The sequence below is a fragment of the Cupriavidus sp. GW823-FHT07B10 genome (assembly GCF_058794355.1).
On record NZ_JBXAGS010000005.1, the window covers coordinates 96,904 to 109,253 of the forward strand.

Here is a 12,350-nt window from a genome sequence, read left to right on the forward strand (position 1 = left end):
ATGCCACACCTGTTCGATACCCTGATCCGCTGCGTCACCCTGATCGACGGCTCCGGCGCCGCCGCACGCCTGGCCGACGTGGCCCTGCGCGACGGCCGCATCGCCCGCATCGATGAAGCCGGCGCGATCGATCCCGACGCCGCCTCGCATGTAGTCGAAGGCGACGGCCTGGTCCTTGCACCGGGCTTTGTCGACGTGCATACGCACGACGATACCAACGTGGTGCGCCAGCCCGCGATGACGCCCAAGCTGTCGCAGGGCGTGACCACGGTGGTGGTCGGCAACTGCGGCATCAGCGCCGCACCGGTGACGCTGGCGGGCGAGCCGCCCGACCCGATGAACCTGCTCGGCCATGCCGACGCCTTCCGCTACCCGGATTTCAAGTCCTACGTCGATGCGGTGGAAGCCGCGCAGCCCGCGGTCAACGTTGCCGCGCTGGTCGGCCATACCGCGCTGCGCAGCAACCATATGGACCGCTTCGACCGCGCCGCCACGCCGGAAGAAATCGCGGCAATGCGCGCGCAGCTGGAAGAAGCGCTGCAGCACGGCGCGCTGGGCCTGTCCACGGGCCTGGCCTACGCCAACGCCTTCAGCGCGCCGACCGATGAGGTGCTGGCGCTGGCCGAACCGCTGGCCAAGGCCGGCGCGCTCTACGCCACCCACCTGCGCAGCGAGTTCGCCGAGATCCTCGACGCCATGGATGAGGCCTTCCGCATCGGCCGCCATGCGCGCGTGCCGGTGGTGATCTCGCACCTGAAATGCGCGGGCGTGGCCAACTGGGGCCGCAGCACCGAGGTGCTGGACGCGCTCGACGGTGCGCAGCGCTGGCAGCCGGTGGGCTGCGACTGCTACCCCTACACCGCCAGCTCCTCCACGCTGGACCTGAAGCAGGTCACCAGCGACTTCGACATCATGGTGACCTGGTCCGAAGGCGCGCCCGAGATGGGCGGCCGCCTGCTGGCCGATATCGCCGCCGAATGGCAGGTAAACCTGCACGAAGCCGCGCGCCGGCTGATGCCCGCGGGCGCGGTCTACCACTGCATGGAAGACGCCGACGTCGACCGCATCCTGAGCCATCCGGCCACGGTGGTCGGGTCGGACGGGCTGCCCAACGACCCGCTGCCGCATCCGCGCCTGTGGGGCGCCTTCCCGCGCGTGCTGGGCCACTACGCCCGCGACCGCGAGCTGTTCCCGCTGACGGTGGCCGTCAACAAGATGACCGGCATGTCCGCCGAGCGCTTCGGGCTGCAGGAGCGCGGCTTCGTGCGTGAAGGCTACTGGGCCGACCTGGTGCTGTTCGACGCCACCACCATCCGAGATGCGGCCAGCTTTACCGATCCCATGCAACCGGCCGAGGGCATTGCCGCGGTCTGGGTCAACGGCGAGCTGTCATGGCAGCAGCGCCAGGCCACCGGCGTGCGCGCCGGCCGGTTCCTGCCGCGAGGCTCGCGGCCTGAGTTCGGCGCCGCCTGACCGGCGCGCTGCCCTCCTTCCTTCCCATATCCAACCCATCCCAGGAGTACCCATGGACATCAAACGATTCGGCGTCGAAGGCGGCACCGGTACCGGCGGCCAGCACATGCCCTTTGCCCGCGCGGTCGCGGCCGACGGCTGGCTCTACGTCTCCGGCCAGGTGCCGATGGTCAGCGGCGAGGTCATCGACGGCGGCATCGTGCCCCAGACCCACCAGGCCATCAAGAACGTGCTGGCCATCCTGGCCGAGGCCGGCTACGGCCCGGAGCACGTGGTGCGCTGCGGCGTCTGGCTGGACGACACGCGCGACTTCGCCTCGTTCAACAAGATCTTCAAGGAATACTTCGGCGCCAACCCGCCCGCGCGCGCCTGCGTGCAGTCGAGCATGGTGGTGGACTGCAAGGTCGAAGTGGACTGCATCGCCTACAAGAAGCCGGCGGCCTGAGCCTGCTGCCTGCGGATTGCGTGCCCTCTCCCGCTACCGCGGGAGAGGGGAAAAACTAAAAACTAACCCCTGCCGCCACAAGCGGCCTTTTTTCCACACAAGGAGACTATATGGGTGCCGTCACCGGAACCACGCTCTTGGTGTATGCGCTGATCGCAGTGATCGCACTGGTGGTGCTGATCGCGCGCTTCAAGCTCAACCCCTTCATTACCCTGGTGGTCGTATCGGTGCTGCTCGGCTTTGCCGTGGGCATGCCGATGGGCGACATCGTCAAGTCCTTTGAAGCCGGTGTCGGCGGCACGCTGGGCCATATCGCGCTGGTGGTCGGCCTTGGCACCATGCTCGGCAAGATGATGGCCGAATCCGGCGGCGCGGAGCGCATCGCGAACACACTGATCGATTTCTTCGGCGCGAAGAACGTGCATTGGGCAATGGCCACCATCGCCTTTATCGTCGGCCTGCCGGTGTTCTTTGAAGTGGGCTTCGTGCTGCTGGTGCCGATCGCCTTCAACGTGGCCAAGCGCACCGGCACGTCGATGGTGCTGGTCGGCATCCCGATGGTGGCCGGCCTGTCCGTGGTGCACGGCCTGATCCCGCCGCACCCGGCCGCGCTGCTGGCGGTGACCGCCTATGGCGCCGACATCGGCAAGACCATCATGTACGCGCTGATCGTTGGCATTCCCACGGCAGCCCTCGCCGGCCCGCTGTTCGCCAAGCTGATGGACCGCTACGTCAAGCTGCCCGAGGTCAACCCGCTGGCGGACCAGTTCACCGAAGAGGATGAGCGCGTCAAGGCATCGCACGAGTTGCCGGGCTTCGGCATCACGGTGTTCACCATCCTGCTGCCCGTGATCCTGATGCTGATCGGCAGCTGGGCCGACCTGTTCACCACGCCCAAGACCTTTGCCAACGACTTCCTGAAGCTGATCGGCAACTCGGTGATGGCGCTGCTGATCGCCGCGCTGGTGAGCTTCTACACCTTCGGCAAGGCGCGCGGCTTCAACCGCGAGACCATCCTCAAGTTCACCAACGAGTGCGTGGCGCCCACCGCCATCATCACGCTGGTGGTCGGCGCCGGCGGCGGCTTTGGCCGCATCCTGCGCGACTCCGGCATCTCCAACGCCATCGTCGACGTCGCCACCGGCGCCAACGTGTCGGTGCTGGTGCTGGGCTGGCTGGTGGCGGTGATGATCCGCATCGCCACGGGCTCGGCCACGGTGGCCATGACCACCGCCGCGGGCATCGTCGCGCCGATCGCCGCCAGCGTGCCGGGCACCCGCCCGGAACTGCTGGTGCTGACCACCGGCGCCGGCTCGCTGATCCTGTCGCACGTGAACGACGGCGGCTTCTGGCTGGTCAAGGAGTACTTCAACATGACCGTGACCCAGACCTTCCAGACCTGGTCGGTCTGCGAAACCATCATCTCCGTGGTGGCACTGCTGCTGACGCTGGGCCTGGCCACGCTGATCTGAGCATTACCTCCCACGCCCCCGCCCCGGGGGCGCGCCGGGCGGCCCCGGCAGGCCCCGGTATCCACCGGGATTGGCTTGCCTGCGCGGGCCATCCCAGCTTCATGGCCGTGACTGCCTTCGACGGCATGGGCGCGGTTTACGAAAGCCGCACGTGCATTTTCAAGAGTCGGCGATTTCTGGATCCGCTGCATGGATTCAAACTTCGCCCGCCCCTGGAAATGCGACATCTCTCATCGATTCCCCTGCACCGACAGCAAATACTGGTGGCGTCATCGGATCACCGATGATCGGGTGTGGAAAGCCCGGATGTCTGACGAGGACAGGCGTTGCTCGTCAGACCGGTCTTTCCACCCTCGTTGACTGGCCCGCCGCCCTCACGTGGAAAGGAGTGGCGCGCACTCACCAGTGAGGAATCAATGACGACGATCGATAAGATGGCTAACGAATGCTTGCAGCAGGTCCGCGCTGGTATCGACGGAGTTCTCGTACTTCTGGATCACGAAAGCGAACGCTCGGAGGGCTGCTTCAGCGCGCTTTGCCTGCTTGGCATGGTGAAGGCGCAGCTTGATGGACTGCTGGCCGAACGGGAGCGGATGATGTAGCGGCGCGTTGGTGTGACGGGGCAGTCACCGTCACACCATCCTGCGGGCAACCTTGCCTAGATGCTTTTTTTGATGCACCATAACATCAAATTTGAGGCAAGGAGCATGCTATGCGCACGACCGTCACTATCGATGACGCCCTTTATGAACAAGCACTAGAGATAGCCGACCCTGGCATGGACAAATCTGATCTTTTTCGTGAGGCAATCAAGACTTTCGTGCGGGTGCAAGCAGCCAAGCGCCTCGCGGCGCTGGGTGGCACCGCGCCCGACATGGAAGATGTGCCACGTAGCCGCATGGAACCCGAATCGAAATGAGCGTGCTCGTCGACACCTCTGTGTGGGTGGATCATTTCAAGAACCGCAATGACGCACTGGTCAGTTTGCTCGTGTCGGATCAAGCACTGACCCACCCCATGGTCCTGGTTGAACTAGCCTGCGGCACGCCCCCGGCACCGCGTGCGCGGACACTCGGTGACATCGGGCTGTTGCAGCCCGCAAGGCAGGCCAGCCTGGCAGAGGTAATGGCGTTCATCGAGCACGAGAAATTGCATGGACTCGGTTGCGGCCTGGTGGATGTCTCATTGCTGGCTTCCACTTTGATCACGCCAGGCGCACGGCTATGGACACTGGATCAGCGTCTCAACGACTTGTCAGTGCGTTTTCGTGTGGCGCATCGACCCAAGCTTCACTAGCAGGCTGCTGAAGTACGCCCCGCTACAACCGGATGCTTGCCAACTGTTGGTGTGCCGATGATTCTGCACTGTCACGCCTCGTCCTGCGGGAATCAGTACCGATACACCACCTGCAACCCAGCCGTCACCGCGGCCGTATGGAACGCTGCGGGCTTATAGACCGGCATACCGACGAACACGTCATACGAGACTGAGCCCAGCCGCGAGCCCAGCCCTCCGCGTAGTCCAATCACCGCCCCGGTCAGTTGGGTGCCGGCCAGCGCAGTGGTAATCGGCCCGAAGACCCTTCCATAATCGAGTCCTGCAGACAGCGCCTGCCCGGCTGCCGCCCAGAGGCGCATGTAGCTCATTGCGCCAATAGAAGCCGCGCTCGCTGGCCAGCAGGTTCTCTCCATCGAAGCCACGCACCGTGTAGCGGCTGCCGATGGTGAGCGCATCAATGTAGTAGAGCCGGTCGTTGGTGAACTGGCCGTGGAAAGTGGTGACATACCGCAGCGGCAGCTCGCCCAGCTTGAACGGTACCGACAGGTTGGCGTCCGCCACGAGCATCCGATAGCGCCAGGGGGGCCGCCACTGTCGGCCAACACATCGTCCTGCGCGCCGAATCCGCCGATGCCCTGGCGATAGGCCAGCGTGCCGTCGAACTGCGCCGCGCCGAAGTAGTGGCGATCCGTGATGCCCGCCTCGAGCACCGTATTGTTGCGGCGCTGCTGCGCGATCTCGGTGTCCTCGATGAAGCTCTTGCCAAAGCGCCGGGTCAGGCGAAACTGCATGCCGAACACATCGTTCTGGCTGCGGTTGAGCACGCGGTGCAGCTTCAGGTCCGCTGTCTCCGACTTGCCGCTGGAGATGAAGGTCTGATTGACACCGGCGATCTGCTGGAAATAGTTGTTCACCGAGTAATAGCCATTCCAGCCACGCGTGCCTGTTCCTTGTTGGCGAAGCCCAGATCCTGGTTGTAGCCGACGTTGAAAAGGTCGTTCAGGCCGAGCGGATTGTCCAGACTCACGCTCAGGTTGCCCTGCCACTTGCCGGTCGAGCGCGTGCCGGAATTGTCCACCGAGGCCACCACCGTCCAGGGCTTGCCGCGTTTGACGGCGATCACCACACCGCTCACGCCCGGCGCCTTCGTCGGCACGATCTGCATGTCCACATCCTGGCTCGGCACACGCTTCATTTGCTCCAGGCCTTGCTCAAGGTCGCGCAGGTTCAGCAAGTCGCCTGGGCGTGCGGGGAAAGCCGATTTCCGGGTGCCCCACAGGTCGGGCTCGGCGAAGCGCAGTTCGCCTATGACGCCGGGGAGCAGTGCCAGCTTCAGCGTGCCGGAACTCAAGTCCTGCTCGGGTACCAGCACGCGGGTGGTGACGTAGCCCTTGTCCGGCAACCTCCAGGTAGCCGCGCAACTGGCTCGGCAGTGTGCCGGTGGCCTGGTTGACGATGATGCGGGCCGAGCCGCCCGGCAGCAGGTTCGGGTTGCCGTTGACGTACCCCGCCTGCTGGGTAGCCACGATCGACGGCGAATTGTTCAGGATGATGCCGGCCTTGGGGACGTCGAACTGGGTGTAGGCGTTGACGGACACGCCGGCGGTGGACGGCCGGGTGATATTGACCTGCTGCAGCCCGTTCGCGGTCTGGACCACGGCGGGCCGGTTGGCGCCCGCGTTCGGGTCCGCCACCACCTGTGCGCTGGCCGCCCATGGCAGCCCCATTGCGCACCAGGCGGCCAGGGTCGTTGCCGGCAGGCCGAAGCGCGCCATGCGGGTGAACGCCGGAGCCTGTGTGCCGCGTGACCCGGCGCTGCGCCGCTTGCCCAGGCCGCTCGCCGATTCCTCGACCGCCATCAGCATGGCGCGTGACCGATTGAAGACAAGGCGGTAGCAACGGCGATTCATGATCTGGGTAACGGCACACGGTTTGATACGTGCGCAACTTTACCCAAACCACTAAGAAATAAATGTCAAAAATCTCAAAATGAGACAAAACATGAAAATCTGAATTGCCTGATTGATTCCACAAGAAATTTAACGTTAGTGGCTCATTTTCGCCTGTGTCCGGAGCCACCGCGCCCCTCCAGGCCGCGCTCACCAGCGCATCCAGCCGCGCCTTGCCATTCCCCGCCCTGAACGGCGAAGTCTGCCGCGCAACCGATCAACGCAACGGTTTACAAGGCTCCGCCCACCGCCTAAGGTCAACCAGTAAGTGACTTGCCGGGAACCATCCCATGTCGATCGACCGCCGCTCCTTCCTCAGCCTTGCAGCAGGCCTGGCCGCTACCGGCCTCGGCCCTGTGCTGCCGGCTCATGCCGCCACCGTCGCCGCCCCCTTGCGCCGCAATATCCCGGGCACCACCGAAGCCCTGCCCGTGATCGGCATGGGCACCGCCGACACCTTCAACGTCGGCACCGGCGCCGCCGAACGCAAGCCGCTGGCGGAGGTAATGGGCCTGCTGCTGCAGAGCGAAGGCTCGGTCGTCGATACCGCGCCCAGCTACGGCAGCGCAGAGGCCGTGACCGGCGACCTGCTGCGCGCGGCCAACGCCCGCAGCCGGGTGTTCCTGGCCACCAAGATCTCGGCCAAGTCCGGCGCGCCCGCGCAGGCGCAATGGGCGCGCTCGCTGGCCGACCTGCATGTAGACAAGGTCGACCTGCTGCAGATACACAACCTGATTGACTGGCAGGCCAACCTGCGCTGGCTGCGCGAGCTGAAGGAACAGGGCCGCATCCGCTACCTGGGCGTCACCCACTACCGCGACGATGCGCACGAGGCGCTGGAGAATATCGTGCGCAGCGAGCGCGTGGACTTTGTCCAGATCAACTATTCAGTGGCCGAGCGCAATGCCGAGCGCACGCTGCTGCCGCTGTGCGAAGCACGCGGCGTGGCGGTGCTGATCAACCGGCCATTTCAGGACGGGCGCCTCTTTCGCGCCGTCAAGGACCGACCGCTGCCGCCGTGGGCCGGCGATATCGACTGCGGCTCGTGGGCCCAGCTGTTCCTGAAGTTCATCGTCAGCCATCCCGCCGTGACCGCGGCGATCCCGGCCACCTCCAAGCCGCCCAACATGGCCGACAACCTCGGCGCCGGACTGGGCCGCATGCCTGACCCCGGCCAGCGCGAGCGCATCGCCGCGCTGCTGCGCTGAGCGGCAATCTATCGTGGACGATCCCGCGCGCGAGGCGCCTGCCGGCGGCCTGGCCCGGCTGCGGCGCGGCTTCGGCATCCGCCCCGGCGAGACCGGCGCCGTGGTGGCCGGCTTCCTGTTTTTCTTCTGCCTGTTCGCCAGCTATTTCATGCTGCGCCCGGTGCGCGAGACCATGGGCATTGCCGGCGGCGTGAAGAACCTGCAGTGGCTGTTCACCGCCACCTTTGTCGTGATGCTGGCCGCGATCCCGCTGTACGGCGCGGTCTGCGCGTGGCTGCCGCGGCGGCGCTTCGTGCCCTGGGTGTACGCCTTCTTTATCGCCAACCTGCTTGGCTTTGCGCTGGCCACTCGCGCCCTGCCTGACAACGTCTGGCTGGCGCGCGTGTTCTACGTGTGGCTGTCGGTGTTCAACCTGTTCGTGGTGTCCGTGGCATGGAGCCTGATGGCCGATGTGTTCCGCCCCGAGCAGGCGCGCCGCCTGTTCGCATTGCTGGCCGCCGGCGCCAGCGCGGGCGGACTGGCCGGGCCGGTGCTGGGCGGCTGGCTGGTGCCGCAGATCGGCCTGACCGGGCTGATGCTGCTGTCGGCAGCGCTGCTGGCCGCAACGCTGCCGGGCGTGGGCTGGCTGTTCGGCTGGCGCCGCCGCGCCGGCGCGGGCGTGGTGCAGCCGGGCGAAGCCCCGGCCGGCGCGGCGCAGGATCCGGCCAACCCCATCGGCGGCGGGCTGCTGGCCGGGCTGTCGCTGCTGCTGCGCTCGCGCTACCTGCTTGGCATCGGCCTGTTCGTGATCCTGCTGGCCACGGCCAGCACCTTCCTGTATTTCGAGCAGGCGCGGCTGGTGGCCGAGGCCTTCCCGGAGCGCACCCGCCAGACCCAGGTCTTCAGCGCGCTGGATGCTACCGTGCAGGCGCTGACCATCCTGGTCCAGCTCTTCTTCACCGGCCGTATGGCGCGCCGCTATGGCGTCACCGTGCTGCTGACCGCGGTGCCGCTGGCGGTGACCTGCGGCTTTCTCGTGCTGGCGATGCTGCCGACCTTCGGCGTGCTGGCCGGCGTGATGATCCTGCGGCGCGTGGGCGAATACGCGCTGCTGCGCCCCGGGCGCGAGATGCTGTTCACCGTGGTCGATCCCGAGACCAAGTACAAGGCCAAGAACGTGATTGACACCGCGGTCTACCGTGCGGGCGATGCGGTCAGTGCGTGGGTCAAGACGGCGATCGATGCGCTGTCGGGCCATCCCGCCACGGTGGCGCTGGCTGGCGCCGTGCTGGCGCTGGTGTGGGCGGGGCTGGGCTGGTGGCTGGGGCGGCGGCATGAGGGGCAGTTGCGACCGCCGGATGCCAGCCTCAGCCGTGCAGTGGGAAATACCGCTGCACGCTAATGCCCGGGACAAGGGTTTTCCCGGTTGACGCTGTGCCTGCGAAGCCATACATTGGTCACGCAGATCTAGATAAGAGACCATCTGTAAGATGGTCTCTTCGCGCCTTGCAGTTGCTGCGGCCTCTTACAGAACAAATAAGAGGAGACCGCCGTGCAACACTCTGCCATCAAGATTCGTGGCATCGATGATGTCATTGCCTACATAGATTCCTGCCCGGGCATTCGCGGCAGGGCCGGTGTCATCTGGTGGCTCGCACTCGGCGGGCTATTCCTTGACGCGTTTTCCAATTCTGCGCTGAGCGCCGGCCTCGGGCCGATGACGCGCAACCTTCAACTCGCGCCTGCAAAGGTCGCCCTGTTGACCTCGTTTGCCTCCTGGGTGGCCATTGCCTTCAACCCTATCGGCGGCTGGATGGCCGACCGCTGGGGCCGCGTCCGCCCGCTGGTTCTCGCCAAGGTCCTGGCCGTGGTCGGCGCATTGCTGGTGGTGTTTGCCCCCGGCTTCGAGGTGATCCTGGCCGGTCGCTTCTTTGTCGGCGCGGCCTACGGCATCGACTTTGCCATCGCCATGGCGGTGCTGGCGGAGTTCACGCCGGTGAAACTCAAGAGTCGGCTGAACACGTGGCAAGGCATGTGGTACACGGCCGTCTGCTCCAACCTGCTGCTGGCACTGCTGTTCTACTCCTGGGACGTTGGCGATACGATCTGGCGCTACTCGGTGGCAGCCACCGCGGTCTTCGGCGTGATCATCCTGCTGCTGCAGGGCCTGTTCCTGGTGGAAAGCCCGATCTGGCTGGCACGCAAGGAATTGCTCGATGCCGCCGCACACGCCATGACGCGCATCTACGGACGTGAGTTCGTAGCCGCACCGCCCGCGGAACGCATCCCCGTCCTCAACCAGGCGCGCCGCGGCCTGGCCAACGTTCTGCTGATCTTCCGCGGCGTCTACCTGCCGCGCACCGTGCTGGCGGCCACCGTGCAAATCGGGCAGTCGATCCAGTACTTCGCGATCGGCTGGTACCTGCCGCTGATCAGTGCGGCCCTGTTCGGCAAGGACTTTGTCTACGCGACCATCGGCGCGCTGGTTTTCAACGTCTGCGGCATCTTTGGCGGCTTCCTCTCGCCCTTGATAGGCCGCAAGCTGGGCCTGCGCCGCGCCTCGGCGTTCGGCTTTGCGGCGGTATTCGCCATGCTGCTGATCCTGGGCCTGTTCAACGGCAAGATGCCGATGTGGATGGCAGTGGTGGTTCCGTCGCTGTTCATCCTGTTCCACTCGGGCGGGCCCGGCGCGAATGGCAAAAGCCTGTCGTCACTGTCCTTCCGCAGCGAACTTCGCGCGGGCGCCAACGGCATCATCGGCGCGCTCGGCGCCATCGGCGCTGCACTGGGCCTGCTGGTGTTCCCGCTGTTCCGCGCACAATATGGGCTGGAAACCACCTTCCTGATTCTCTCTGTGGTCCCGCTGCTGGCCAGCATCATCTGCTTTGCGATCCGCTGGGACCCGACCCGCACCACCATCAACCCCGACAATGAAGCCGATGCCCCGCAGTTCAAGGGCGATGTGCCGGACGCTCCGGGTTTCATGAATCCCGCGATTGAGAAGGCCCGCCCATGACCCAGCGCAGAAATGTCATCCTTGCGATCGATGAGGGCACCTCAGGCACCCGGGCAGCGGTGGTCGCCGCTGACGGTCATGTCATGTGCCTCGAGTACACCACGCTTGAGGTCCGTTCGCCCTGCCCTGGCGTGGTCGAGCAGGACGCCGACGTCCTGCTCGACAAGACCCTGGCAGTTTGCCACGCCACCCTGGCACAGGCTGCCCGCGAAAACCTGACCGTCACCGCCCTCGCCATCGCGACCCAGCGCGCCACCTCGGTACTGTGGGACACGCAGACCGGACGTGCGCTGGTACCCGCCATGGTGTGGCAGGACACGCGATACGCAGCCGATCTGGATCAGCTTGCGCCGGCATGGGACGCGACTCTGCGCGAAGCAGTCGGCCGCCCCACCGGTGTGCGCTCGCCTTACCTATGGGCGGCGCGGCACCTGCGCGACACGCCGGCTGTGGCTGACGCCTTCCGTGCGCGCCGGCTCGCCTTCGGCACCATCGACAGCTGGCTGCTTTGGCACCTGTCGACGGCACGCACGTGCATCACCACGCCGACCAACGCCACTTCCTGCAACGCCTATGTACTGACCGGGCATCGCTACCAGCTCGACTGGATCGACGCGCTTGGCTTTCCGCGCGAGCTGCTGCCTGAGCTGCGCCAGGATGCGGACAACTTCGGCCGCACGCGGCCGGACGTGCTGGGGCTTGACGTGCCGATCCTGGCTTGTGCCGGGGACCAGCTCGCCGGCGCAATCGGCCTGGGATGTCTCGATGCCGGCCAGGCGATGTGCCTGCATGGCACCGGCAGCTTCGTCGACCTGTTAGTCGGTCCGAACCTTCCTGCCCGCAGCGGCAAGTCGGACAGCACCCTGACCATGACCGCGCGCCGGCAACTGGGCGTGTCGCATTTCTCCGTCGAAACCTTTGTCGCCACCACCGGCTCCGCGCTCAACTGGGTCTGCGACAAGCTCGGCTGGTTCGAGAACGCCAGGCAAATCAGTGCGCTGGCCAGCACCGTTGCGTCTTCACGAGGCGTGACCTTTATTCCCGCGCTGACCGGCCTGCGCGTCCCACGCATGCAGCCCGAGGCGCGCGCCGCACTGACCGGCATCTCGATGGCAACGACGCAGGCCGAGATGGCCTTTGCCATCCTTGAAGGCATTGCGCATTCGGTGACTTCCTGCATCGAGGCAAACCGGAAGATCGCGGGCGTGCCGGTGTCGGAGCTCGTGGTTGGCGGCGGCTTGTCCGGCAGCGATGCGCTGCTGCAGATGCAGGCGGATCTCAGCGGAATTTCCATCCACCGCATGAAGGAGACCGACCGCGCCAGCCTGCGCGGCATCGCTTACCTTGCCGGCTCGTCCGGCCTGCTTTGGGATTCCATGCAGCAGGCCCGGACCACCACCACCCCGGACGCAGTATTCGAACCGGCGATCAGCGCCGATGAGCGCGCCCAGCGGCGCGCGCTCTGGCATGCGCGGGTGGCATCCGAGCTCAACCATGCGGACGCGCTTGCGGTCCATTAATCAGGAGCAA

10 protein-coding genes and 2 pseudogenes are annotated in these 12,350 nt (G+C 65.9%); 10 read left to right on the forward strand and 2 right to left on the reverse strand.

The genetic code is table 11. The features are described from left to right. The 6 genes from AC1Q6V_RS12840 (at window position 1) to AC1Q6V_RS12865 (ending at window position 4,686) form a co-directional block, all read left to right on the forward strand. Complete coding sequence (locus AC1Q6V_RS12840; RefSeq protein WP_011617077.1) at window positions 1-1,473, forward strand: N-acyl-D-amino-acid deacylase family protein; 1,473 nt, start codon at window positions 1-3, stop codon at window positions 1,471-1,473. Window positions 1,474-1,525: 52 nt separating this feature from the next. Continuing rightward, complete coding sequence (locus tag AC1Q6V_RS12845) at window positions 1,526-1,918, forward strand: RidA family protein (protein WP_010814139.1); 393 nt, start codon at window positions 1,526-1,528, stop codon at window positions 1,916-1,918. 110 nt (window positions 1,919-2,028) lie between these two features. Next, window positions 2,029-3,390 (forward strand): GntP family permease, encoded by a 1,362-nt coding sequence (locus AC1Q6V_RS12850; RefSeq protein ID WP_010814138.1) that lies wholly within the window; start codon window positions 2,029-2,031, stop codon window positions 3,388-3,390. Window positions 3,391-3,806: 416 nt separating this feature from the next. Continuing rightward, a complete protein-coding gene (locus tag AC1Q6V_RS12855) occupies window positions 3,807-3,992 on the forward strand; it encodes a hypothetical protein (RefSeq protein ID WP_454749472.1) in 186 nt (61 codons plus the stop codon). Between the two features lie 110 nt (window positions 3,993-4,102). After that, window positions 4,103-4,309 (forward strand): type II toxin-antitoxin system VapB family antitoxin, encoded by a 207-nt coding sequence (locus AC1Q6V_RS12860; protein WP_010814136.1) that lies wholly within the window; start codon window positions 4,103-4,105, stop codon window positions 4,307-4,309. After that, on the forward strand, window positions 4,306-4,686 hold the full coding sequence (locus tag AC1Q6V_RS12865) for a type II toxin-antitoxin system VapC family toxin (protein WP_011617075.1): 381 nt from the start codon (window positions 4,306-4,308) through the stop codon (window positions 4,684-4,686). Before AC1Q6V_RS12860 ends, AC1Q6V_RS12865 begins: the two co-directional genes overlap by 4 nt. Window positions 4,687-4,778: 92 nt before the next feature. Here the strand turns inward: AC1Q6V_RS12865 and AC1Q6V_RS12870 are convergent. Further along, window positions 4,779-6,061: pseudogene (locus AC1Q6V_RS12870) on the reverse strand (ShlB/FhaC/HecB family hemolysin secretion/activation protein); the annotation flags it as partial. Between the two features lies 1 nt (window position 6,062). After that, a pseudogene (locus tag AC1Q6V_RS12875) lies at window positions 6,063-6,578 on the reverse strand (two-partner secretion domain-containing protein); the annotation flags it as partial. 329 nt (window positions 6,579-6,907) lie between these two features. On the opposite strand from AC1Q6V_RS12875, the gene AC1Q6V_RS12880 reads away from it, so the two are divergent. The 4 genes from AC1Q6V_RS12880 (at window position 6,908) to AC1Q6V_RS12895 (ending at window position 12,340) form a co-directional block, all read left to right on the forward strand. Then, window positions 6,908-7,825: an aldo/keto reductase gene (locus tag AC1Q6V_RS12880; protein ID WP_011617074.1), complete on the forward strand. Its 918-nt coding sequence runs from the start codon at window positions 6,908-6,910 to the stop codon at window positions 7,823-7,825. Between the two features lie 13 nt (window positions 7,826-7,838). Next, window positions 7,839-9,206: an NTP/NDP exchange transporter gene (locus AC1Q6V_RS12885; RefSeq protein WP_454749473.1), complete on the forward strand. Its 1,368-nt coding sequence runs from the start codon at window positions 7,839-7,841 to the stop codon at window positions 9,204-9,206. Window positions 9,207-9,356: 150 nt separating this feature from the next. Continuing rightward, the gene (locus tag AC1Q6V_RS12890) at window positions 9,357-10,820 is read left to right on the forward strand and encodes an MFS transporter (RefSeq protein WP_058697073.1); all 1,464 of its coding nucleotides are present in this window, start codon (window positions 9,357-9,359) and stop codon (window positions 10,818-10,820) included. Next, complete coding sequence (locus tag AC1Q6V_RS12895; RefSeq protein ID WP_454749474.1) at window positions 10,817-12,340, forward strand: FGGY family carbohydrate kinase; 1,524 nt, start codon at window positions 10,817-10,819, stop codon at window positions 12,338-12,340. The genes AC1Q6V_RS12890 and AC1Q6V_RS12895 overlap by 4 nt, the downstream gene beginning before the upstream one ends. The last annotated feature ends 10 nt before the right edge of the window (window positions 12,341-12,350 follow it).

Excerpts from the sequence above, each read along its gene's own strand:
- AC1Q6V_RS12840 (WP_011617077.1), top strand. The coding sequence starts at position 1 with ATGCCACACCTGTTCGATACCCTGATCCGCTGCGTCACCCTGATCGAC.
- AC1Q6V_RS12845 (WP_010814139.1), top strand. The coding sequence starts at position 1,526 with ATGGACATCAAACGATTCGGCGTCGAAGGCGGCACCGGTACCGGCGGC.
- AC1Q6V_RS12850 (WP_010814138.1), top strand. The coding sequence starts at position 2,029 with ATGGGTGCCGTCACCGGAACCACGCTCTTGGTGTATGCGCTGATCGCA.
- AC1Q6V_RS12855 (WP_454749472.1), top strand. The coding sequence starts at position 3,807 with ATGACGACGATCGATAAGATGGCTAACGAATGCTTGCAGCAGGTCCGC.
- AC1Q6V_RS12860 (WP_010814136.1), top strand. The coding sequence starts at position 4,103 with ATGCGCACGACCGTCACTATCGATGACGCCCTTTATGAACAAGCACTA.
- AC1Q6V_RS12865 (WP_011617075.1), top strand. The coding sequence starts at position 4,306 with ATGAGCGTGCTCGTCGACACCTCTGTGTGGGTGGATCATTTCAAGAAC.
- AC1Q6V_RS12880 (WP_011617074.1), top strand. The coding sequence starts at position 6,908 with ATGTCGATCGACCGCCGCTCCTTCCTCAGCCTTGCAGCAGGCCTGGCC.
- AC1Q6V_RS12895 (WP_454749474.1), top strand. The coding sequence starts at position 10,817 with ATGACCCAGCGCAGAAATGTCATCCTTGCGATCGATGAGGGCACCTCA.